The 24085-nt window shown below is 63.0% G+C and carries 15 protein-coding genes; 10 read left to right on the top strand and 5 right to left on the bottom strand.

Annotated features, from left to right (window positions below):
- Positions 1 to 41: 41 nt before the first annotated feature.
- Positions 42 to 2981, bottom strand: a complete 2940-nt coding sequence (glnE, locus tag ACMGF8_RS07575; RefSeq protein WP_250329932.1) for a bifunctional [glutamate--ammonia ligase]-adenylyl-L-tyrosine phosphorylase/[glutamate--ammonia-ligase] adenylyltransferase — start codon at positions 2979 to 2981, stop codon at positions 42 to 44.
- 383 nt (positions 2982 to 3364) lie between these two features.
- Here glnE and aceE point away from each other — a divergent pair, with 383 nt between their 5' ends.
- From aceE to msrA, 4 genes are all read left to right on the top strand, one after another.
- Positions 3365 to 6010, top strand: a complete 2646-nt coding sequence (gene aceE / locus ACMGF8_RS07570; RefSeq protein ID WP_102862859.1) for a pyruvate dehydrogenase (acetyl-transferring), homodimeric type — start codon at positions 3365 to 3367, stop codon at positions 6008 to 6010.
- 11 nt (positions 6011 to 6021) lie between these two features.
- Positions 6022 to 7950, top strand: coding sequence for a dihydrolipoyllysine-residue acetyltransferase (aceF, locus tag ACMGF8_RS07565; protein ID WP_305949301.1), 1929 nt, complete (start codon positions 6022 to 6024; stop codon positions 7948 to 7950).
- A gap of 311 nt (positions 7951 to 8261) precedes the next feature.
- On the top strand, positions 8262 to 10955 hold the full coding sequence (locus ACMGF8_RS07560; protein WP_102862857.1) for a GGDEF and EAL domain-containing protein: 2694 nt from the start codon (positions 8262 to 8264) through the stop codon (positions 10953 to 10955).
- Positions 10956 to 11028: 73 nt separating this feature from the next.
- Entirely contained in the window at positions 11029 to 11679 is a 651-nt protein-coding gene (msrA, locus tag ACMGF8_RS07555; RefSeq protein ID WP_060837213.1) for a peptide-methionine (S)-S-oxide reductase MsrA, read from the top strand.
- Positions 11680 to 11757: 78 nt separating this feature from the next.
- Here the strand turns inward: msrA and ACMGF8_RS07550 are convergent, their stop codons facing one another.
- From ACMGF8_RS07550 to eutH, 3 genes are all read right to left on the bottom strand, one after another.
- Positions 11758 to 12594, bottom strand: a complete 837-nt coding sequence (locus ACMGF8_RS07550) for a 23S rRNA (adenine(2030)-N(6))-methyltransferase RlmJ (RefSeq protein WP_102862856.1) — start codon at positions 12592 to 12594, stop codon at positions 11758 to 11760.
- A 103-nt stretch (positions 12595 to 12697) separates the two neighbouring features.
- Positions 12698 to 13054 carry a DUF1937 family protein gene (locus ACMGF8_RS07545; protein ID WP_102862855.1) on the bottom strand — a complete coding sequence of 119 codons (357 nt, stop codon included), beginning with the start codon at positions 13052 to 13054 and terminating at the stop codon, positions 12698 to 12700.
- A 36-nt stretch (positions 13055 to 13090) separates the two neighbouring features.
- Positions 13091 to 14326 (bottom strand): ethanolamine utilization protein EutH, encoded by a 1236-nt coding sequence (gene eutH, locus ACMGF8_RS07540; protein ID WP_416759170.1) that lies wholly within the window; start codon positions 14324 to 14326, stop codon positions 13091 to 13093.
- 380 nt (positions 14327 to 14706) lie between these two features.
- Here eutH and ACMGF8_RS07535 point away from each other — a divergent pair, with 380 nt between their 5' ends.
- The 6 genes from ACMGF8_RS07535 (at position 14707) to ACMGF8_RS07510 (ending at position 21816) form a co-directional block, all read left to right on the top strand.
- Complete coding sequence (locus tag ACMGF8_RS07535; RefSeq protein ID WP_102862853.1) at positions 14707 to 15471, top strand: DeoR/GlpR family DNA-binding transcription regulator; 765 nt, start codon at positions 14707 to 14709, stop codon at positions 15469 to 15471.
- A gap of 157 nt (positions 15472 to 15628) precedes the next feature.
- On the top strand, positions 15629 to 17035 hold the full coding sequence (locus ACMGF8_RS07530) for an NAD(P)/FAD-dependent oxidoreductase (protein WP_416759168.1): 1407 nt from the start codon (positions 15629 to 15631) through the stop codon (positions 17033 to 17035).
- Complete coding sequence (locus ACMGF8_RS07525; protein WP_416759166.1) at positions 17022 to 18254, top strand: NAD(P)/FAD-dependent oxidoreductase; 1233 nt, start codon at positions 17022 to 17024, stop codon at positions 18252 to 18254. Before ACMGF8_RS07530 ends, ACMGF8_RS07525 begins: the two co-directional genes overlap by 14 nt.
- Positions 18255 to 18281: 27 nt before the next feature.
- Entirely contained in the window at positions 18282 to 19706 is a 1425-nt protein-coding gene (locus tag ACMGF8_RS07520) for a glycerol kinase (protein WP_207166972.1), read from the top strand.
- Between the two features lie 221 nt (positions 19707 to 19927).
- Complete coding sequence (locus ACMGF8_RS07515; RefSeq protein ID WP_102862849.1) at positions 19928 to 21199, top strand: O-acetylhomoserine aminocarboxypropyltransferase/cysteine synthase family protein; 1272 nt, start codon at positions 19928 to 19930, stop codon at positions 21197 to 21199.
- Between the two features lie 122 nt (positions 21200 to 21321).
- Positions 21322 to 21816 (top strand): DUF2165 family protein, encoded by a 495-nt coding sequence (locus tag ACMGF8_RS07510; protein WP_102862848.1) that lies wholly within the window; start codon positions 21322 to 21324, stop codon positions 21814 to 21816.
- A gap of 668 nt (positions 21817 to 22484) precedes the next feature.
- Here the strand turns inward: ACMGF8_RS07510 and putP are convergent.
- A complete protein-coding gene (gene putP, locus ACMGF8_RS07505) occupies positions 22485 to 23969 on the bottom strand; it encodes a sodium/proline symporter PutP (protein WP_102862847.1) in 1485 nt (494 codons plus the stop codon).
- Positions 23970 to 24085: the final 116 nt, after the last annotated feature.

Raw genomic sequence — 24085 nt, 5'->3', positions numbered from 1 at the left:
CTCGCAGCTCGCCGAATACAATTGCGGCTGCATTATGCCGACTAGCTTAGCCCCAGCTCGCGCCAAATTCGTAACACTTCCCGTCGTTCGGTCACGAATTGATCACCGTTAATGATTCCGGCCTCATTCTGCAACGCCTGCCGGTGAGCCGCGGAACGGTAGGCCTTGTAGACCTCGCGCAGCAGGCTGGCATCGCTCGCCGGCATCAGCCCAACCTGCTCCAGCCCTTCCAGAATGCGGATGTTATCGGTGTAGCGCAGCAATGACGGGTGCTCTTCGGACCACGCCAGGGCCGCGTATTGCACCATAAATTCGATATCGACGATACCTCCGGCGTCCTGCTTGAGGTCGAACGGCGCCGTGGCTTCAAAGGCGTTGGCCGCGGTTCCGGCGGCGGTCAGGCGGCTGCCCAGGTTGTCACGCATCTTGGCCCGCATTTCACTGACTTCCTGGCGCAACTTGGGCAGGTCGCGGGTTTTACCCAGCACGGCGGCCCGGACCTTTTCAAAGGCCTGGCCCACATCCTGGCTGCCCACCAGCACCCGGGCCCGGACCAGCGCCTGATGCTCCCAGGTCCAGGCTTCGTTTTCCTGATAGCGGGCAAAAGCCCCCAGGGAACTCACCAGCAGCCCCGAAGCACCGGACGGCCGCAGGCGCATATCAACCTCATACAACTGGCCGGAGTTGGTCTGGGTGGTCAGCAGATGGATGATGCGCTGCCCCAGCCGGGTGAAGAACTGTGCACCGTCTATGGGTTTGGGCCCATCGGTTTCCGCTTGCGGATCGCCATCATGGATAAAGACCAGATCCAGGTCGGAACCGTGGCCCAGCTCGATGCCGCCGACCTTGCCGTAGCCGACGATAATGAAACCCGGGTCACACAAGGTGCCGTCAGTGCGCTGTGGCGCCCCGTACTTGGCCACGGTCTGGCGCCAGGCCAGGGCCAGCACCTGCTCCAGAATCGCCTCGGCGAGCCAGGTCAGGTAATCGCTGACCTTCATTAAAGGCAGGCTGCCAGCGATCTCCGAGGCGGCCACCCGCAAACGGTGGGCCAGTTTGAAGTGGCGCAGGGCCTCCATCTGCTGTTCCAGGTCGTCCTCAGGAATCCGCGTCAGGCGCTCGCGCAGCTCGGCCGCCAGCTCCGGCGCCAGGGGCGGCTTGAACAGGCGTCCTTCGTTGAGCAATTCGTCCAGCAACAGAGGGAAGCGGGTGATTTGTTCGGCAATCCACGGACTGGCCGCGCACAGGGTCAGCAAGCGGCGCAAGGCGCCCGGATTTTCGGTGAGCAACACCAGATAGGCCGAACGCCGCGCCACCGCCTCGACCAGCGGCAAGACCCGCTCCAGGACCAGATCCGGATTGGCGTGTTCGACGGCCTGAGCCAGCAGGCGTGGAATAAAGGCATCCAGACGCTCACGCCCCAGGCGCTGCATGGCACGCAATTGCGGACTACCGCGCAGGCTGGCGAGTGCCCGCAGGGCCTTGGGCGCATCGACGAAACCACCCTCCTGCAACTGCCGGCAGGCGGCCTCCTCGTCCTGGGCTTCCTCCCATAACGGCAGCCACTCGCCCCCCACCACCACTTCGCTTTCGGCGCCTTCATCTTCATCAGGATCGGCAATCACCTGGCGGAAGTGCCACTCCACCCGCCCACGCCAGTACATCAGTTGCTCATGGAAGGCGCTCCAGTCGGCAAAGCCGAGCATGAAGGCGATTCGCGCCTGATCCTGGGGGTTGTCCGGCAGCATCTGCGTCTGCCGATCGGCAATGGCCTGGATCGCGTGCTCGGTATAACGCAGGAACTCGTAGCCCTCACGCAGTTCGCTGATCACTGCAGCCGGCAAATAACCCTGCCCCTCCAGCGTACCCAGCACCTTTAATAAAGGACGCTGCTGCAGGCTCAGGTCGCGCCCGCCGTGAATCAGCTGGAAGGCCTGGGCGATGAACTCCACCTCGCGAATGCCCCCCGAACCCAGCTTGATATTGTCGGCCATGCCCTTGCGCCGCACCTCCTGCTGGATCAGTTGCTTCATGGTGCGCAGCGCCTCGATGGCGGAGAAGTCCAGGTACCGGCGATAAACGAAGGGCCGCAACATCTCCAGCAATTGCGCCCCGGCCACCTGATCCCCGGCCACCACCCGGGCCTTGATCATGGCGTAGCGTTCCCAGTCGCGCCCCTGGTCCTGGTAGTACTGCTCCAGGGCATTGAAACTCAGCACCAGGGCACCCGCTGAGCCGTAAGGCCGCAGGCGCATGTCGACCCGGAACACGAAACCGTCGACGGTCATGGGGTCCAGGGCCTTGATCAGACGCTGCCCCAGACGGATGAAGAACTCCTGGTTATCCAGGGCACGCTTGACCCCCACCGTCTCGCCGCCTTCGGGGTACGCGAAGATCAGGTCGATGTCCGACGACAGGTTGAGCTCCACCGCTCCCAGCTTGCCCATGCCGAGGATGACCATCTGCTGCGGCTCGCCGCTGCGGCCGCCGGTAGGCACGCCAAATTGCTGGGTATGTCGCAGATACAGCCATTGATAGGCCTGGTCGATGCAGGCGTCGGCCAGGTCGGAAAGGTCACGGCAGGTTTGCACCAGATTCGCCTGGCGGGTCAGGTCGCGCCAGATGATCCGCACCTGCTGGCGGGTGCGCTGGCGGCGCAGTACGCGGCCCAGTTGATCATCGGTCTCGGCCGCTTGCACCGCCGCCGCAATCTGCGCGCACAACTCACCCGGCGCAAAAGCCCGGTCCAACTCACCGGAGCGCACCAGCTCCAGCAACATCAAAGGGTCACGCAGACTCTGTTCAATGACGAAGTCACTGGCGGCACTGACCCGGGCAAACTCGGCCCAGCGCTCGGCGCTCCAATCCGCAACATCGGGACCGCCTTCAAGGGTCGCCACCGCAGCGCGGAACGACTGCTCTGCACGGCTGACCAATGGCAGGAGAATCGCGGGGACTGGGGCAAGCGCGGGCAGACTCATGGGCTATCCTTGATCGGCGTGGAAAAGGCAGGCGGAGAGGAATATCGAGGGCAAGCAGCCTGATGGACTGTCGAACAAAAGTTAGAAATAGCTGAAAATAGGTTTTTTTTAGCAGCCGGCATTAATTTATTACCTATTCCCGTTAGTCAGCGACCAACAGTAACGATTATTCTCACAACGCAGCAGGAGGCCATAAGCCGCTCTTCTGTAGTTTTACTACTCGTATATACATTCGAAAGGCTGAAATGGCCGACGATTTGTAGTAAAACTACACGCCGCCGGATCAACCTCCGGCAATCCAAGAATTTATAATCGTCTGCCCACAAGGCCAGTCGCAAACTCAGGCAACCGATTCTGGAAGCCTTTCCGCCCTGGAGCAAGCCATGCAAGACCTCGATCCCGTCGAAACCCAGGAATGGCTGGACGCCCTGGAATCGGTTCTCGACAAAGAAGGCGAAGACCGTGCTCACTATCTGATGACCCGTATGGGCGAACTCGCGACCCGCAGCGGCTCGCAACTGCCCTACGCCATCACCACGCCATACCGCAACACGATTCCCGTCACCCACGAAGCACGCATGCCTGGCGACCTGTTCATGGAACGCCGCATTCGCTCGCTGGTACGTTGGAACGCGTTGGCCATGGTCATGCGTACGAACCTGAAAGATTCTGACCTGGGCGGTCACATCTCCAGCTTCGCCTCCAGCGCCACCCTGTATGACATCGGCTTCAACTACTTCTTCCAGGCCCCGACCGACGAACACGGCGGCGACCTGATCTACTTCCAGGGTCACGCATCGCCAGGCGTCTACGCCCGTGCGTTCATGGAAGGCCGCATCACCGAAGAGCAAATGAACAACTTCCGCCAGGAAGTGGATGGCAACGGCCTGTCGTCCTATCCACACCCTTGGCTGATGCCTGATTTCTGGCAGTTCCCCACCGTTTCCATGGGTCTGGGTCCGATCCAGGCGATCTACCAGGCACGCTTCATGAAGTACCTGGAAGCCCGCGGCTTCATCCCGGCCGGCAAGCAGAAAGTCTGGTGCTTCATGGGCGACGGCGAGTGCGACGAGCCGGAATCCCTGGGCGCGATCTCCCTGGCCGGCCGCGAGAAGCTGGACAACCTGATCTTCGTCATCAACTGCAACCTGCAGCGCCTCGACGGCCCGGTTCGCGGCAACGGCAAGATCATCCAGGAACTCGAAGGCGTGTTCCGTGGTGCCCAATGGAACGTCAACAAGGTGGTCTGGGGCCGTTTCTGGGACCCACTGCTGGCCAAGGACGTCGACGGCATCCTGCAACGTCGCATGGACGAAGTCATCGACGGCGAGTACCAGAACTACAAGGCCAAGGACGGCGCGTTCGTCCGTGAGCACTTCTTCAATACCCCTGAACTCAAGGCGATGGTTGCCGATCTGTCCGACGACGAGATCTGGAAACTCAACCGTGGCGGCCACGACCCGTACAAGGTCTATGCGGCCTACCACGAGGCGGTCAACCACAAAGAGCAGCCGACCGTCATCCTGGCCAAGACCATCAAGGGTTATGGCACCGGCGCCGGCGAAGCGAAGAACACCGCGCACAACACCAAGAAAGTCGACGTCGACAGCCTGAAGCTGTTCCGCGACCGTTTCGACATTCCGGTGAAAGACGACGACATCGAAAACCTGCCGTTCTTCAAGCCTGAAGAAGGCAGCGCCGAAGCCCGCTACCTGAGCGAGCGTCGTGCTGCGCTGGGCGGTTTCGTGCCTCAGCGTCGCGCCAAGAGCTTCAGCATCCCGACTCCGCCACTGGATACCCTCAAGGCCATCCTCGACGGTTCCGGCGATCGCGAAATCTCCACCACCATGGCCTTCGTGCGGATCCTCGCGCAGTTGGTCAAGGACAAGGAAATCGGCCAGCGCATCGTGCCGATCATCCCGGACGAAGCCCGTACCTTCGGTATGGAAGGCATGTTCCGCCAGTTGGGCATCTACTCCTCCGTCGGCCAGCTCTACGAGCCAGTCGATAAAGACCAGGTGATGTTCTACCGCGAAGACAAGAAGGGCCAGATCCTCGAAGAAGGCATCAACGAAGCGGGCGCCATGAGCTCCTTCATCGCGGCCGGTACTTCGTACTCCAGCCACAACCAGCCGATGCTGCCGTTCTACATCTTCTATTCGATGTTCGGCTTCCAGCGTATTGGCGACCTGGCCTGGGCTGCCGGCGACAGCCGCACCCGCGGCTTCCTGATCGGCGGTACCGCCGGCCGTACCACCCTCAACGGTGAAGGCCTGCAGCACGAAGACGGTCACAGCCACATGCTGGCCGGGACCATCCCGAACTGCCGCACCTTTGATCCAACCTACGGCTACGAGCTTGCGGTGATCATCCAGGACGGCATGAAGAAGATGACCGAAGAGCAACAGGACGTCTTCTACTACATCACCGTGATGAACGAGTCCTACCAGCAGCCAGCCATGCCTGAAGGTGTCGAGGAAGGCATCATCAAGGGCATGTACCTGCTGGAAGAAGACACCCGCGAAGCCGCGCACCACGTGCAACTGATGGGCTCCGGCACCATCCTGCGCGAAGTCCGCGAAGCGGCGAAGATCCTGCGTGACGAGTTCAACGTCGCCGCCGACGTGTGGAGCGTGACCAGCTTCAACGAACTGCGTCGCGATGGCCTGGCCGTAGAGCGCAGCAACCGTCTGCACCCTGGCCAGAAGCCGAAGCTGAGCTACGTGGAAGAGTGCCTGAGCGGCCGTAAGGGTCCGGTCATCGCCTCTACCGACTACATGAAGCTGTTTGCCGAACAGATCCGCCAGTGGGTGCCGTCCAAGGAATTCAAAGTCCTGGGCACCGACGGTTTCGGCCGCAGCGACAGCCGCAAGAAACTGCGTCACTTCTTCGAAGTAGACCGTCACTTCGTGGTGTTGGCAGCCCTGGAAGCCTTGGCTGACCGTGGCGACATCGAACCCAAGGTCGTGGCTGAAGCCATCACCAAGTTCGGTATCGACCCGGAAAAACGCAACCCACTGGACTGCTGAGGAGACTTTCTGTGAGCGAACTCATTCGCGTACCTGACATCGGCAGCGGTGAAGGTGAAGTAATCGAACTGATGGTCAAGGTCGGCGATCGCATCGAAGCCGACCAGAGCATCCTGACCCTCGAGTCGGACAAGGCCAGCATGGAAATCCCTGCGCCGAAGGCCGGTGTGGTCAAAAGCCTGAAAGTGAAGCTGGGCGACCGCCTGAAAGAAGGCGACGAACTGCTGGAACTGGAAGTCGAGGGCGCCGCTGCTGCGGCCCCTGCGCCTGCAGCCGCTGCACCTGCACCTGCACAGCCGGCCGCAGCGCCAGCTGCTGCCGCTCCAACTGCCGCTCCTGCCGCTGCCTCGGTACAGCAGGTGCACGTGCCGGATATCGGCTCGTCGGGCAAGGCCCAGATCATCGAGATCCAGGTCAAGGTCGGCGACAGCGTCGAGGCCGATCAGTCGCTGATCACCCTCGAATCGGACAAGGCCAGCATGGAAATCCCGTCGCCGGCCGCCGGCGTGGTCGAGAGCATCAGCGTCAAGCTCAACGATGAAGTGGGCACTGGCGACCTGATCCTGGCCCTGAAAGTGGCCGGTGCTGCGGCTCCTGCCACTGCCGCACCAGCCCACGCCGCCGCTCCGGCTGCCGCCGCGCCTGCACCAGCCGCTGCTGCAGCTGCGCCAGTGGCCGACAGCGTCCAGGACATTCACGTTCCGGACATCGGCTCGGCCGGCAAGGCCAAGATCATCGAAGTGCTGGTCAAGGCCGGCGACAGCGTGGTTGCCGACCAGTCGCTGATCACCCTCGAATCGGACAAGGCCAGCATGGAAATCCCATCGCCAGCCGCCGGCATCGTGGAAAGCGTGTCGATCAAGCTGGACGACGAAGTCGGTACCGGTGACCTGATCCTCAAGCTCAAGGTCAAGGGCGCAGCCCCGGCAGCCGCTCCGGCCCCTGCCACGGCGAAAGCTGAAGCTGCTCCTGCCGCCGCCGCGCCTGCCGCTGCCGCTCCAGTTGCCGCACCGGCCAAACCAGGCGCGAAAGTTCACGCTGGCCCGGCTGTGCGCCAACTGGCCCGGGAATTCGGTGTCGAGCTGAGCGCCGTGAGCGCCAGCGGTCCGCACGGCCGCATCCTCAAGGAAGACGTGCAGGTCTACGTCAAGGCGATGATGCAGAAGGCCAAGGAAGCACCGGCTGCCGGCGCAACCGGTGGCGCGGGCATCCCGCCAATCCCGGTCGTGGACTTCAGCCGCTTCGGTGAAATCGAAGAAGTGCCGATGACCCGCCTGATGCAGGCCGGCGCCGCCAACCTGCACCGCAGCTGGCTGAACGTGCCGCACGTGACGCAGTTCGACTCGGCCGATATCACCGAGCTGGAAGCGTTCCGCGTTGCACAGAAAGCCGTGGCCGAGAAGGCCGGCGTCAAGCTGACCATCCTGCCGCTGCTGCTCAAGTCCTGTGCGCACCTGCTCAAGGAACTGCCGGACTTCAACAGTTCCCTGGCACCAAGCGGCAAGGCGATCATCCGCAAGAAGTACGTGAACATCGGCTTCGCCGTGGACACCCCGGATGGCCTGCTGGTACCGGTGATCAAGAACGTCGACCAGAAGAGCCTGCTGCAACTGGCGGCCGAGGCGGCTTCCCTGGCGGAAAAAGCCCGGACCAAGAAGCTCTCTGCAGACGAGATGCAAGGCGCCTGCTTCACCATCTCCAGCCTCGGGCACATTGGCGGCACCGGCTTCACGCCGATCGTCAACGCGCCGGAAGTGGCGATCCTCGGTGTTTCCAAGGCCACCATCCAGCCCGTCTGGGACGGCAAGGCCTTCCAGCCGAAGCTGATGCTGCCACTGTCCCTGTCCTACGATCACCGTGTGATCAACGGCGCGGCCGCCGCACGCTTCACCAAGCGTCTGAGCGACCTGCTGGCCGACATCCGCACCATCCTGCTGTAACTCGCGAACCGGCCTTCCCGTCATGGGTGGGCCGGTACCGCACGTTTTCCGAGCGCCACGCTCGTACCTCAACCCCGTCAATTTGGCGGGGCTTTTTTTGCCGGAAAAACGTCGCCAATTGCCCGTCATTGCTCGAGCCCAAACAGCAAAAAAGTTACTTTGCAGAAATCCTTCTGCCTGCCGATACAGGTTTATAGCACTTAGCCTTCATCTTACTTGTCAGTCGATGCCGCATGATGCAACCTTGCCGCAGGCAACAGTAAAGAGGGCGCGAGCCCGGCGCGATCAGCAATTTCGAAGCGAGTTTCCCCATGAAAAGCCAACCCGATGCCGCCAGCCGTATGGCGGCCGAGGTAGTGACGCAGTTGCCTGTGCCCTCGCGGCTCGGCATGTTGCGTTTCGAACGGCTGAATGAAGCGAGCTGGGCGCTGCTGTTTCTCGATCCCAACTGCGAACGTCAGTTCGGCCTGCCCGCCGTCGAACTCTGCGCTCTGGTCGGTTCCCCCTATGCCAGCCTGATGGAGCCTGAGGCGCGTTATCAGTTGCACGACGCCATCCAGCAGCAACTGAGTAACAGCCCCCATTACCTGATCCGCTACACCTTGCACACCGGCCAAGGCCCCTTGAGCATCCTGGAGCTGGGGGAAGCCTACAAACAACACAACCGGCACTTGCTGCGCGGCTACCTGCTGGTGGTCGAAGGCCTGTTCAGCGATGCCTCGCCAATGCCCACCGTGGATCTGGAAACCCAGAACACCCGCCTGCAGATCGCCCTGGAACTCAACCAGCGGGCCCAGCAGGAACAGCTGCAGCATCTGGAACGGGTACGTGCGCAGCAGGACCTGATCCTGCTCCTGACCCGCCAGCGCTACAGCACCAGCAACTCCCTGAAGGAAGCTGCCGAGCTGATCACCCGCAGTGCCTGCGACATCTACCAGATCGACTGCGCCAGCATCTGGAACCTGGAAGACCAGCGACTGGTGCCGATTGCCGCCTACCACCGCGGCCCCCAGGAATACCGCATGCCGGAGTCCATCGACGCCAGCAGCTTTCCCGATTACCTGGAAGCCCTGCACAGCTGCCGCGCCATCGACGCCCAGAACGCCATGCGCGACCCGCGCACCCGAGAGATGGCCGAAAGCCTGCGGCCACGGGATGTGAATGCCATGCTCGACGCCAGTATCCGCATCGACGGCCAGGTAGTCGGCGTGCTGTGCCTGGAACAGACCGGCATGACCCGAGCCTGGCAGTCCGACGAGATCGCCTTTGCTGGCGAGCTGGCAGACCAGTTCGCCCAAGTCATCAACAATCACAACCGACGCGCCGCCACCAGCGCCCTGCACCTGTTCCAGCGCGCCGTGGAACAGAGCGCCAACGCTTTCCTGCTGGTCAACTGCGACGGCGTGGTGGAGTACGTCAACCCAAGCTTTACCGCGATCACCCAATACAGCACCGAAGAGGTGCACGGCCACCGCCTGTCCGAACTGCCGGCCCTGGAAAACCTCAGCGAACTGTTGTTCGACGCCCCTTCCAGCCTGGCCAAGAGCAACAGCTGGCAAGGCGAGTTCAAGAGCCGACGCAAGAACCTCGAGCCCTACTGGGGCCAGCTGTCGATCTCCAAGGTCTACGGCGACAATCGTGAGCTGACCCACTACATCGGCATCTACGAAGACATCACCCAGACCAAGCTCGCCCAGCAACGCATCGAGCGCCTGGCCTACACCGACAACCTGACCAACCTGGGCAACCGCCCCGCGTTCATCCGCAACCTGGATGAACGCTTCGCCCGAGACAGCGATACCCCGATCAGCCTGCTGCTGGTAGACATCGACAACTTCAAGCGGATCAACGACAGCCTCGGCCACCAGACCGGCGACAAGCTGCTGATCAGCCTGGCCCGACGCCTGCGCAACAGCCTGAGCCCAAGCGGCAGCCTGGCGCGCTTTGCCAGTAACGAATTCGCCGTACTGCTGGACAACACCGACCTGGAAACCGGCCAACAGATCGCCAGCCAACTGCTGATGACCCTGGACAAGCCGATGTTCGTCGACAACCAGCTGATCAGCGTCACCGGCTCCGTGGGGCTGGCCAGCGCGCCACTGCATGGCCGCGACCCGCAGACCCTGATGCGCAACGCCGGCCTGGCGCTGCACAAGGCCAAGGCCAACGGCAAGCACCAGGTGCAGGTCTTCACCGAAGCCCTCAACGCCGAAGCCAGCTACAAGCTGTTCGTCGAAAACAACCTGCGCCGGGCCCTGACCCAGAACGAGCTGGACGTGTTCTATCAGCCCAAGCTGTGCCTGCGCAGCGGCCGCCTGCTGGGCATGGAAGCGCTGCTGCGCTGGAACCACCCGGAAAAGGGCATGATCCGCCCGGACCAGTTCATCAGCGTGGCGGAAGAAACCGGCCTGATCATCCCCATCGGCAAGTGGATCGCCCGCCAGGCCTGCCGCATGAGCAAGCAACTGACCGCCGCCGGCCTGGGCAACCTGCACGTAGCCATCAACCTGTCGCCCAAGCAGTTCTCCGACCCGGACCTGGTTGCGTCCATCGCCAGCATCCTCAAGGAAGAGCAATTGCCCTCCTCGCTGCTGGAGCTTGAGTTGACAGAGGGCTTGCTGCTGGAAGCCACCGACGACACTCACCAACAGCTAGAACAGCTGAAAAAACTTGGCCTGACCCTGGCCATGGACGACTTCGGCACCGGCTATTCGTCCCTGAGCTACCTGAAGAAATTCCCCATCGATATCATCAAGATCGATCGCAGCTTCATCCACGAGATCCCCGACAACCAGGACGACATGGAAATCACCTCGGCGGTGATCGCCATGGCTCACAACCTGAAGATCAAGGTGGTCGCCGAAGGCATCGAAACCGCCGAGCAACTGGCGTTCCTGCGCCGTCATCGCTGCGACGTCGGCCAGGGCTACTTGTTCGACCGACCGATCCCCGGCACCGAACTGATCGCCAAGCTCAAGCGCTATCCCCGCGGTCCAATTGCCTGACAGCGCTGTAACACTCGGGCAAACTGCGTGTCTGATTAATTACTCGATCCCACCCTGACTGAGAGGACTGATCATGGTTCTGCGCTCGGAAATTCTGGTGAAAAAAAACGTGCTACCTACCAAAGAACAAGCTCTGCCTGGCCGCGAAACCCCAATGACACTGCCTGAAAAGCACTTTGTCTTCGAAGACACCCCGCTGCTGGGTCCGTTCTTCCAGGACGTCGACTTCGCGATCTTCGGCCTGGGCTGTTTCTGGGGCGCCGAACGTCGCTTCTGGCAGCGCGAGGGCGTGGTCAGCACCGTGGTCGGTTACGCCGGCGGCTTCACACCGAACCCGACATATGAAGAAGTCTGCTCGGGCTTAACCGGCCACACCGAAGTGGTACTGGTGGTGTATGACAAGGCCAAGGTCAGCTACAAAGAACTGCTGGCGATGTTCTGGGAACTGCACAACCCGACCCAGGGCATGCGCCAGGGCAATGACATCGGCACCCAGTACCGCTCGGTGATCTACACCACCAATCCGGCCCAGCTGGAGCAGGCGCTGCACAGCAGGGATGTGTTCCAGGCGGAACTGACCAAGGCCGGCCTGGGCACCATCACCACGGAAATCGAAGAAGCGCCGACCGTGTACTTCGCCGAGGCTTACCACCAGCAGTACCTGGCGAAGAACCCTGAAGGCTACTGCGGGATCGGCGGCACCGGAGTGACTTGCCCAATCTGAAGCAGCTACAAGCTGCAAGCCTCAAGCTCCAGACGCTGTGTTTTCAGCTTGAGGCTTGAGGCTTGAAATTTAGCGCTGTTACTCGGCGATCAACCAGTCCATCTGCCAGCCGCCCTGGGTCTGGCCAAGCTTCTTCGACAGCCACGGCAGCAGCTCGCGCAACTCCTCCTCCAGCCCCCAAGGCGGATTGGCAATCGCCAGGCCTGAACCGTTGAGGCTGTTGGGCGTATCCAGCGGATGCACCAGCAACTCCACCCGCAGCAACTTCGGCGCACCGGTGCCGGCCAGGTCCTGGTAGAAGCGCCGCAGGGCCCGCTGGTCCTTGACCGGGTACCAGATGGCCGCCACGGTCTGACGCATGCGGCCAATGGCCTCCTTCAACGACGCAGCACAGCGCTGCATCTCGTCGAGCTGCTCGAAAGGCGGGTCGATCAGCATCACCGCACGTTTTTCAGCCACCGGCAGCAACGCCCGGGCCACATGCCAGCCTTCCCCCAGGTGCACCGCCACCCGACGATCACCCTTCATGTTGTCCTTGAGCAGCAGGCCGTCTTCCGGGTGCTTTTCGTTGAGCAGCACCCGGTCCTGGGAACGGGTCAGGCGTCGCGCCAATTCCGGTGACCCCGGGTAGTAACGCAACTCGCCATCGGGGTTCATCTTGTGCAGCACCTGCATGTAGTCGGCGGTCAGCGCCGGAAGATCCTGTTCGCCCCACAAGCGGGCGATGCCTTCCAAATACTCGCCGGTACGGTTTGCCTGGTCGCCCTTGAGGTCATACAGACCGATGCCGGCGTGGCTGTCGAGGTAGGCGAACGGCTGCTCCTTGCGCGACATCAGGGCGATGAGGCGGGTCAAGGTCAGGTGTTTGAAGACGTCGGCGTGATTGCCGGCGTGGAAGGCGTGACGATAGTTCATGGTTGCTCCTGCGCAGGCGGGCAAGTTTACCTTGTGCGCAGGCTGTCGTCAGTTCGAACGGCGGCCGTACCCGGCGCAGGCGACAATGGGTACGGCCCGGGACTCAGGCAAATTCGTGGCGGACCTCGGACCACAGGCTGACCCGCCGCCCGGACGATTCGAAGACCTCGATCTCGCGCTTGATCCCGCCGCTGTCCTTCCAGCCCGGCAGGTCGAGCACGATCAACTCTTCCATCATCGCCATGTACAACGCATCCACCGGTGCCCAGAGCCTGCCGATGGCAGCGTTGTCCTTGCCGGCCAGGCACAGGTTGATCGGATGGGACATGCTCACCTGGCTGAACACTGCGTGCCCGGCCTCGAGTATCTGCGCCGCAACGCGATTGCACTGAAGAAAACGCTCATTGATGACCTCAGCGTCGGAGTGGCTGTAGGGACAGGCCAGGAAAATCTTGCGCATCGTTACCTCGACTTCAGGGATAGGTGGAGCGGACCCTCAGGTCCGCGCAGGTTGCAGGGCAAAGGCCGCGGCCTGTTCATGCTCTTGCAGCTCATAACGCTGGGCGGCCGGCACCGAGATACGGATGGCAATCGCCACCGCCAGCAAGCCGCCGAACAGTTTGCCGATGAGCACAGGCAGGATCAGGCTCGGCTGGAAGTTGGCGGTGAACGCCAGGTGATCGCCGATCAGCGCCTGGGCACAGACCCCCAGGGCCACGCACAGCACTTTGTCGCGAGCGGTCATGTGCTTGAACAAGTGGTAGGTGGCGATGATGTTGGCGAACACCATGACAAAGCCCGCAGCACCGGTGCTGGACAGGTTCAACTGGCGTCCCAGCAGTTCCATGGGCTTTTTGCAGTAGCGCTGGAACAGGTAGCAGATGGGGAAAGTGCCGGCGAGCATGATGCCGATGTAACCGGCGATCTCGATGGCCCGGAACAGCTCCTTTTCATCGGCGAACATCGGGTCGAAGCCCCAGCCGCCGAAGTTGATGCTGAAGAACTTGGTGAAGTGCTCGACGATGCTCAGGGCCAGGATCAGCTTGATCGCCGCGTCCATGATCTTGCCGAACACCAGGAAGCCGCCAACCATCATGCGCGGCCGGTAACGCAGTCCCGCCGCCAGCAGGAAGCAGAACACGAACAGCGGCGCCAGCAGCTTGAGCATGTCGACAAACCCCAGGGACAGGTAGTACAGCGCCTCGGAGTTGGTGGAGACGATATCGCGCACCGGCAACTGGGTAGCGGTGATGATCAGCAACGACATCAGCACGGCGAAGGGAATGCTGATCAGCCCGGCCATGGCGCCCAGGGCCAGGTACTTGTGGTCCTTGCGCTCAAGCATGGTCAGGCCCACCGGGATCAGGTAGACGATGGTCGCCCCCGAGGTGTAGCCCACCAGCATCGCGGTGATCCACAGGTCGCGATTGGCGGTCAGGGCATTGGCCAGCTGATAGCCGCCCATGTCCACGGCGATGATCGACAACGCCGCGATCGACACATCCGAACCCAGGGCATTGAAAAACGGCCCCAGCGCATGGGAGATGCCCTGGGACAGGTAGGGAATCGCCACCATGATCCCGGCCTGGGCCAGAAAGACCGGACCAATGGAGTGGATACCGTTGACGAACTCCTTACCCAGGCCACTGTCGGGCTTGATGATGGATGACAGGGCGCCGACCACGGCGCCGAGCATGATCAGGTAAATGACGTAGTTTCCAAATTCAGCCATGTGGGTTCATCTCTCTGCGCGTCATTTATAGGTTTCCCCCACCGGGGAGGTTTTTGTTGAGGCCAGCGCTGGTCATCTCTTCGCCAAGGCGGGCGATGACCCGGTGTGCAAACACAGGGCATTTCCTATGCCACAATGTGTATTAGTTGTGGCTTTTACCTACAAACACTCAATTATCGGTCACAATATCTGTCACCAGAGTCTTCATGAGCTGATCTGGCCTAGCTAAGCGGGTGACCGGTCACGATTGTGAAACCTGCAGTTAAATGCTTAACTTCGCCATCGAACCTGACCGAATATGCATGCAAATGTGCAAAATGTGTGCGTAAGTAACAGAAACTGCCCATTTGTGTGGCGAAGTACCACTAACGGAAAGCCCCATGCGCCCCAACGAACGACGACAGCAGATTCTCGAACTCCTGCGCCAGCGGGAGCGAATTTCCGTGGAGGAACTGGCCCGCATTACCGCCACTTCCCAGGAAACCATTCGCCGCGACCTCAGCGAACTGGCGGAAAACGGCCTGGTTACCAAGTTCCACGGCGGCGCGGCCCTGCCGCCTACCGGTGAACACGAAAACACCTTCCAGACCCGCATGAACGAACACGCCCAGGAGAAGCGCGCCATTGCCCGCTACGCCGCCGGCCTGTTCTGCGCCGGGGACAGCATCTTTATCGATACCGGGACCACCACCCTGTTCTTCGCCCGGGAACTGGCCCAGCTCACGCGCCTGACGGTCATCACCAACTCCCTGCCAATCGCCGGCTGCCTGGGCGAATCCGGCAACCGGGTGTTCATGATCGGCGGCGAATACCGCCCCGACTCGACGCAGAACGTCGGCACCCTGGCCCTGGAGCAGATCACCCGCTTCAACGCCGAACACGCGGTGATCACCATCGGTGCACTGAATGAAGACGGCGCCATGGACTTCTCCATCGAAGAGGCCGAAGTCGCTCGCGCCATGATTGCCCAGGCCCGCCAGCTGACCGTAATCGCCGACTCCTCGAAGCTGGAACGCCGTGGCCTGTTCAAGGTATTTCCACTGGAGCGCATCGACCGCCTGGTGATTGATCGCCAGCCCGGACCAGCACTACAGGCAGCGCTGGAAAAAGCCGGTGTGGAGGTGCATCTGGTGGCGCAGGCTTGAGCCCGCCCGGTGTGGCAGGCGGTCGCCCAGCGCCTTAAACCCACACATAACTGACCGATATATGACCGAATAAGAAATAAAAACAACAATCATGGCCCACAATATGCTTTGATTCCTGCACACGACCTTGGTGTTACCGCAGGAAACAGGCATTCATATGACCGAACTTTATCCGAACAGTGTGACTTTCGATGTGGCCATCGTCGGTGGCGGGGTCGTCGGTTGCGCCATGGCCAGGCGCTTTGCCCTGGAGGGTGCACGGGTGGTGCTGCTGGAAAAGGGCAGCGACATTCTTTCCGGCGCCAGCAAGGCCAACAGCGCCATCCTGCACACCGGCTTCGATGCCCCCAGCGGCAGCCTGGAGCTGCAGTGCATGCAGGCCGGGTACCAGGAATACCTGGAGATTCACTCGGCCATGAACTTGCCGCTGCTCAAGAGTGGCGCCCTGGTGGTGGCCTGGAACGCCGAGGACCAGGCCCGCCTGCCAGGGATTCTCGACCAGGCCCAGGCCAATGGGGTCAATAACGTGCGCCTGCTGGAACGCAGCGAGATCCTCGCCCTGGAACCCCATCTGGCCAATCACGCGGTGGGCGCGGTGCTGGTGCCCGACGAACACCTGATCGACCCCTGGTCAGCGCCCCTGGGTTACCTGCAGCAGGCCATGGCCCATGGCGCCCGGGTGCAGTTGCGGTGCGAGGTGCAGCAAGGCCAATTCGATGGTGATGCCTGGACCCTGCATACCAACCTGGGCACCTTGCGCAGCGCCCAGGTGATCAACTGCGCGGGGCTGTTCGGTGACACCCTGGAGCACAACCTGCTGGGCCACAGCGAATTTCGCATCATGCCGCGCAAGGGCCAGTTCGTGGTCTTCGACAAGGCCGCGGCCAAACTGCTGGAGCGCATCGTCCTGCCGGTGCCCAACGAACGCACCAAAGGCATCGTCCTGACCCGCACCGTCTACGGCAACCTGCTGGTGGGCCCCACCGCCGAAGAACAGGAGGACCGGGTGCATGCCGGGCTCGACGGCCCGACCCTGCAAAGCCTGATCGACGCTGCCGTGGAGCGGATTCCCGGCCTCGCCGGAATGCCGGTCACCGCGACCTACGCGGGGCTGCGCCCGGCCAGCGACAAGAAGGAGTACCGGATCCAGGCCGATCACTCCCGGCACTGGATCACCGTCGGCGGCATCCGCTCCACCGGGCTCACTGCCGCCCTGGGCATTGCCCGGCACGTCTACAGCCTGTACAGCCAGCGTCGCCAGCATCACCCGGTGCGCGAGCCGGTCTGGCCGCAGATGCCCAACCTCGCGGAGCACTTGCCCCGGGACTGGCAACGCCCCGGCTATGGCGAAATCGTCTGCCATTGCGAACTGGTGACCCGTCGCGAAATCGAGACCGCCCTGCACAGCCCCCTGCCCCCCGGCGATCTGGGTGGGCTCAAGCGTCGCACCCGTGCCTGCATGGGGCGCTGCCAGGGTTTCTATTGCTCGGCCCAAGTCGCCGAACTCAGTGCCAGTCAACTGGCCGTCCCACTTGCCACAGGTCGTTGCCATGAACAGCACTGAACTCCTTCAGGCCGAAGCAGCCATTATCGGCAGCGGCCCGGCGGGCCTCGCGGCCGCCCTTGAACTGCGGCGCCAGGGCATCGGCCCGGTGATTGTCATCGAGCGAGAAAGCGAAGCTGGCGGCATTCCCCGGCACTGCGCTCACCCGCCCTTCGGCATGCGCGAGTATCAGCGCATTCTCAGCGGCCCGGCCTATGCCCGGCGCAACGTCGAAGCCGCGCTGAAAGCCGGCGTGATCCTGCTGCTGCGCCACACGGTAGTCAGCCTGGAACCCGGCGGCCTGCTACGCCTGGCGAGCACCGACGGGCCGCGGCAGATCCAGGCAAAAAAGGTCCTGATCGCCACCGGCGCCCGGGAAACCCCACGCTCGGCACGCCTGCTGTCCGGCGACCGCCCGGTGGGCGTGATCAACACCGGAGCCTTGCAGAACTTCCTCTATATGCAGCACCTCAAGCCCTTTGAGCGGCCGCTGATCGTCGGCACCGAGCTGGTCAGCCTGTCCGCCGTGCTCAGTTGCCGACGCGCAGGAATCCGCCCGGTGGCGGTGCTCGAAGCCAACAACCGGGCAACCGCACGCTGGCCGCTGTCGCTGTTTCCACGCTTGCTGGGCATTCCCATGCATTTCGGCGCGCAATTGCTGGCGATCAACGGCACCGGTCGGGTGGAATCGGCCCAGGTGCGCCTGGGCGACGGTCAGGTGCGCGAGATTGCCTGCGACGGCGTGCTGCTCACGGGCCAGTTCACCCCGGAGTCGAGCCTGGTGCGCCAGAGCCACCTGCAGCTGGACAGCGGTAGCAACGGGCCGAAGATCGACCAGTACGGGCGCTGCTCGGACCCGGCCTACTTCGCCGCCGGCAACCTGCTGCGACCGATCGAGACCGCCGGCTGGTCCTACCGTGAAGGGCGGCGTATCGGCAGCCTGATGGCACTGGCCCTGTGCAACCAGCTACCCGCTCCCCATGACGCGCTGACCCTGAAGTACGCAGCCCCGATCAAGCTCGGCGTACCGGGCCGGCTGGTGCGCGGCGAGCTGGCGGGCCTGCAGCACATCCAACTGCGGGTCAGCCGAGCGGTCAGCGGCACCTTGCGGGTCCGCGCCCAGGGCCTGGACCTCTGGAGCCGCCCGGTCTCGGCACTGCCGGAACGGCGCCTGCTGATTCCCCTCAAGGAGCTGCAACTGCCGGAACACCTTGACCAACTGGACATCTGCATCGACTAGGCCCGTCCCACAACAAGAGAAAAGACCATGCGAATAGCCGCACTTGACCAGGGCACCACCAGCACCCGCGTACTGGTTGTGGACATGCAAGGCCGTGCCGACATCCAACTGGCGCTGCGCCACCAGCAGCATCACCCTCGTCCGGGCTGGGTCGAGCACGACCCGCTGGAACTGCTGGCCAACCTGCAACGCTGCCTGGAAGCCACCGGCCGGGTCGACGCCATCGGCTTGGCCAATCAGGGCGAAAGCTGCCTGGCCTGGGACGCCATCAGTGGCGCACCGCTGTCTCCGGTAATCGTCTGGCAGGACAACCGCAGCGCCGCACGCATCGAGGAACTGCGAGCCAACGGAGCCGAAGCCCTGACCCTGGAGCGGGCCGGATTGCCTCTGGACGCCTATTTTTCCGCCAGCAAGCTGGCCTGGATCGTGGAGAACCTGCCGGCGGCACAAGCAGCCCTGAGTGCCGGCCGCCTGCGTCTGGGCACCACCGATGCCTACTTCCTCGACCGCCTGGCCGGGGTCTATGCCACCGACATCACCACCGCGTCGCGCACCTCGCTGATGAACCTCGCCACCGGCCAGTGGGACCCGCAGTTGTGTGCACTGTTCGGCGTCCCGCTAGAGGCCCTGCCACCGATCCGCGCCACGGTCGGCGACTTCGGGCGTATCGGCCAGACGCCCATCAGCGCCTCAGTGGTGGACCAGCAAGCCTCGCTCTACGGCCACGGCTGCCGGCAGCCGGGGGACGCCAAGATCACCTTCGGCACCGGCGCCTTCGCCCTGACCGTCACCGGCGATCAGATCATCCGCGCACCGGAGAAAGGCCTGCTGGCCACCATTGCCTGGCAGGTCGATGGCAAGCCGGTGTATGCCATGGACGGTGGCGTGTACGACGCCAGCGCCGCGGTGGAGTGGGCCGGGCGGCTGGGCCTGTTCAGCGACTTCTCGGAGCTGGCGGCCTTCGATCAGCCACCGGCCATTTCCCGCGAACTGGCCTTTGTCCCGGCGTTGTCGGGGCTGGCCTGCCCACACTGGGACCGCAGCGCCGGAGCGGTGTGGATCGGCATGAACGCCGCCACCAGCCGCCAGGACCTGTGCCAGGCGGTGCTGGAAGGCGTGGCCCTGCGCAGCGCCGAAGTGATCACCGCGATGGACGATCACCTGCGTGTCACCGACCAGCTGTCGATCGACGGCGGGCTGGCCCGCAGCCCGTATTTCGCCCAGTTCCTTGCCGATATCCTGCAACGCACCATCGTCACCCAGCGTTTCGACGAACTCACCGCCCTGGGCTGCGCCGCCCTGGCTGCCCGTGGCCTGGGCCTGGAGCTGCCGGAGTTGGACAACACCCGCACCCACTATCAGCCCCGTGTCGACCGGACCACGGCCGACGCCTGGCGCCGCACCTTCAGCGCCGCCGTCAGCCGCTCCCAGGGCTGGTCCCAGCCGCGCTGAAACCGCCATTGGCCAAGGACGGCCGCCCCGTTCCCGGCAAGCCAGCGCCCCCTTGCCCATCCGCCGCGCCTATTGGACACTGACGCGCCCGCTCGCGGCCAAGCGGCGGGCACCTCAAGCGGTTGCTGGCGACTCAGACACACGGGACCACTGACTGCTGCGCGGGCACACGACCTGCCTGGCTGTGCTCATAAAACGGATTGCTACTGAGTCGAGGATTTATGAAAGACGCAACGATTGCGCTGCACCATGGATTCAAGTCGGACCCGACCACCAAGGCCGTGGCCGTGCCCATCTACCAGAACGTCGCCTTCGAGTTCGACAACGCCCAGCACGGGGCGGACCTGTTCAACCTGGATGTGCCCGGCAACATTTACACCCGCATCATGAACCCCACCAACGATGTGCTGGAACAGCGCATGGCCGCCCTGGAAGGCGGGATCGCCGGGCTGGCGGTGGCGGCTGGCAGCGCGGCGATCCACTACGCGATCCAGACCCTGACCCAGGCCGGGGACAATATTGTCTCCACACCCCAGCTGTACGGCGGTACCTACACCCTGTTCGCCCACCTGCTGCCCAGCTTCGGGGTCGAAGTGCGCTTCGCCCGGGACGATTCGCCAGAGGCCATCGCCGAGCTGATCGACGACAAGACCAAGCTGGTGTACTGCGAAAGCATCGGCAACCCGGCGGGCAACATCGTCGACATCGAGGGCCTGGCCCAGGCCGCCCACGCCCGCAACGTACCGCTGATGGTGGACAACACCGTGGCCACGCCAATCCTGTGCAAGCCGATCCAGTTCGGCGCCGACATCGTGGTGCACTCGGTGACCAAGTACGTCGGCGGCCACGGCAACTCCCTGGGCGGGGTGATCGTCGACAGCGGCAACTTCCCCTGGGCCGAGCATCCGCAGAAGTTCGCCAGCCTCAACACCCCGGAGCCGGCCTACCACGGCGTGGTCTACACCGAAAAGTTCGGCCCGGCTGCCTTTATCGCCCGGGCCCGCACCGTACCACTGCGCAACACCGGCGCGGCGCTGGCGCCGATGAACGCCTTCCTCCTGCTGCAAGGCCTGGAAACCCTGGCCCTGCGCATGGAGCGCCACACCGACAACGCGATCCGGGTCGCGCAGTTCCTCAAGGACCACCCGCTGGTGGCCTGGGTCAGCTACGCCGGCCTGGCCGATCACCCGCACCATGAACTGGCGCGCAAGTACATGCAGGGCAAGCCGTCGGCGATCCTGTCCTTCGGCCTAAAAGGCGGCTATGCCGCAGGCGTGCGCTTCTACGACGCCCTGCAGATCTTCAAGCGCCTGGTAAACATCGGCGACGCCAAGTCCCTGGCCTGCCACCCGGCGTCCACCACCCACCGGCAGATGAACGAACAAGAGCAGGCCAAGGCCGGCGTCAAGCCGGAGATGATCCGCCTTTCGGTCGGCATCGAGGCCATCGAGGACCTGCTCGAGGACCTTGACCAGGCGCTGAAACAAGCCTGATTCATCGGCCCTGGCAGCAGACGCCAGGGCCATCCCCCCCAAATCCCCCCAGCGCGTTGGCACCGACGCATCCACCCCCAACCAGCCCCCAGGATCATTACTCACCCTCAAAGGAACCCAACATGATTGTGCGTTACGTAAAAATCACCATGACCCTGGCAGTGGCGGCGTTCGCCTTGCTGGTGGCTTACAACAACATCAGCGACTACGACTCCAACTTCGCCTTTGTCCAGCACGTACTGAGCATGGACAGCGTCTTCCCCGGCAACACCGCCACCGACCGCGCCCTGACCCTGCCTCTGCTGTGGAATGTCGGCTACTGGCTGATCATTACCGGCGAGGCCCTGACCGGGGTATTGCTGGCCGTTGGCGCCTTGCGCCTGTGGCTGGCGCGACACGGTGTCGCCAGCTACTTCAACCGGCGCAAAGGCTGGGCCATTGCCGGCTTCTGCCTGGGCTTCTGCGTCTGGTTCTTCGGCTTCATGGTGGTGGGTGGCGAGTGGTTCATGATGTGGCAATCCCAGACCTGGAATGGCCAGGACGCGGCCTTCAAGTTCTACATGGCGATCCTTGGCGTGTTGATCTTCCTCAACCAGCCGGACGCAGAACTGCACTGACCCTACCGCTGCCGAGCCTGCAAGGCCTTGCTTGGCGATCCCCCGTCGGAGCTCATCGGCCTTGAGAGCGCCGCGGCCCTAGGCAGCGGCTACACCACCCCCGGCTCGGCATTGGTCTGTAGCCGCTGCCGAGCCATGGCGAGGCTGCGCAAAGGCCTGCAAGGCCTTGCCTGGCGATCCCCCATCGGAGCTCATCGGCCTTGAGAGCGCCGCGGCCCTACGGGCCGTTCGCAGCCTGCGGCAGCGGCTACACCACTCCCGGCTCGGCATTGGTCTGTAGCCGCTGCCGAGCCATGGCGAGGCTGCGCAAAGGCCTGCAAGGCCTTGCCTGACGATCCCCCGTCGGAGCTCATCGGCCTTGAGAGAGCCGCGGCCCTACGGGCCGTTCGCAGCCTGCGGCAGCGGCTACACCACTCTCGGATCGGCATTGGTCTGTAGCCGCTGCCGAGCCATGGCGAGGCTGAGCAAAGGCCTGCAAGGCCTTGCCTGGCGATTGCCAGACGAGCCCCTGGCGTTCTTCAGAGCGCCGCCAACGCTGCGCCGGAATGCTGCCCATCTGGTTCGCAGCCTGCGGCAGCAGCTACCCGAACCGCAAAAAAAACGGCCCGCTGCGGTGACGCAGCGGGCCGTTTTCATTGCCCCGAACGATCAGGGCAGGATTTGCGCACTCAGTGGTTGAGCTTGAAATCCTTCTCGGCCGCTTCAAAACGCTGAACCATGCCAGCGCTTGGAGCACCCATCTTGCTCACCAGCACGATTGCCAGGCTGGCGAAGATGAAGCCCGGGATGATTTCGTACAGACCCAGCAGAGCGAAGTGTTTCCACAGGATCACGGTGACGGCACCGACGATGATCCCGGCCAGCGCGCCGTCACGGGTCATGCCCTTCCAGAGCACCGAGATCAGCACCACAGGACCGAACGCCGCACCGAAGCCGGCCCAGGCGTAGCTCACCAGGCCCAGCACGCGGTTTTCCGGGTTGGCGGCCATGGCGATGGCGACCAGCGCCACCACCAGCACCATGGCGCGACCGACCCATACCAGCTCAACTTGAGAGGCGTGCTTGCGCAGGAAGGCTTTATAGAAGTCTTCGGTCAGGGCGCTGGAGCACACCAGCAACTGGCAGCTCAGGGTACTCATCACCGCCGCCAGAATGGCCGACAGCAACACGCCGGCTACCCACGGGTTGAACAGCAGCTTGGCCAGTTCGATGAACACACGCTCAGGGTTCTCGGTCACCGGACCGGCCACTTCAGGATGCGCCGAGAAGTAGGCGATACCGAAGAAGCCCACGGCCACGGTGCCGCCCAGGCACAGGATCATCCAGGTCATGGAGATACGACGGGCATTGGCGATCGACTTCACCGAATCCGCCGCCATGAAACGCGCCAGGATGTGTGGCTGACCAAAGTAGCCCAGGCCCCAGCCCATCAGCGAGATCACGCCGATAAAGGTGGTGTTCTTGAGCATGTCGAAGCTGGTCGGGTCCTTGGCTTCGATCGCCAGGAAGGTGGTATCGACGCCACCGGTGGCCAACAGCACGATGATCGGGGTCAGGATCAACGCGAAGATCATCAACGTGGCCTGCACGGTATCGGTCCAGCTCACCGCCAGGAAGCCACCAACAAAGGTGTAAGCAATGGTCGCCGCCGCGCCAGCCCACAGCGCCGTCTCGTAAGGCATGCCGAAGGTGCTTTCGAACAGACGGGCACCAGCCACGATGCCGGAGGCACAGTAGATGGTGAAGAACACCAGGATCACCACTGCGGAGATGATGCGCAGCAGGCCGCTTTTATCTTCGAAACGGCTGGAGAAGTAGTCCGGCAAGGTCAGAGCATCACCGTTGTGCTCGGTCTGCACCCGCAGACGACCGGCAACGAACAGCCAGTTCAGGTAGGCACCGACGATCAGTCCGATGGCGATCCAGCTCTCCGACAGACCCGACATGTAGATAGCGCCCGGAAGGCCCATCAGCAGCCAGCCACTCATGTCGGAAGCACCAGCGGAAAGCGCGGTCACCACGCTGCCCAGGCTGCGGCCGCCAAGAATGTAGTCGGAAAGGTTGTTGGTGGAGCGATAGGCCATGAAGCCGATCAGCACCATTGCTGCGATGTAGATCACGAACGTGATCAAGGTTGGATTGCTTGCACTCATTTGAGTTACGCCCTGGCTTTGTTTTTATGTAGCGGCGGTCAGCAGTACCGTCACCCAGCTTTTACAGTTTGGAAGACGATCGGCCATCGCGCACGTTTTATGACCAATGTTTCCCC

The organism is Pseudomonas sp. BNK-7, assembly GCF_048072025.1.
GTDB classification, from domain to species: domain Bacteria; phylum Pseudomonadota; class Gammaproteobacteria; order Pseudomonadales; family Pseudomonadaceae; genus Aquipseudomonas; species Aquipseudomonas danubii.
The sequence above is the reverse complement of the archived record's forward strand: the minus strand, read 5'-3'. Positions and strand labels throughout refer to the sequence as shown.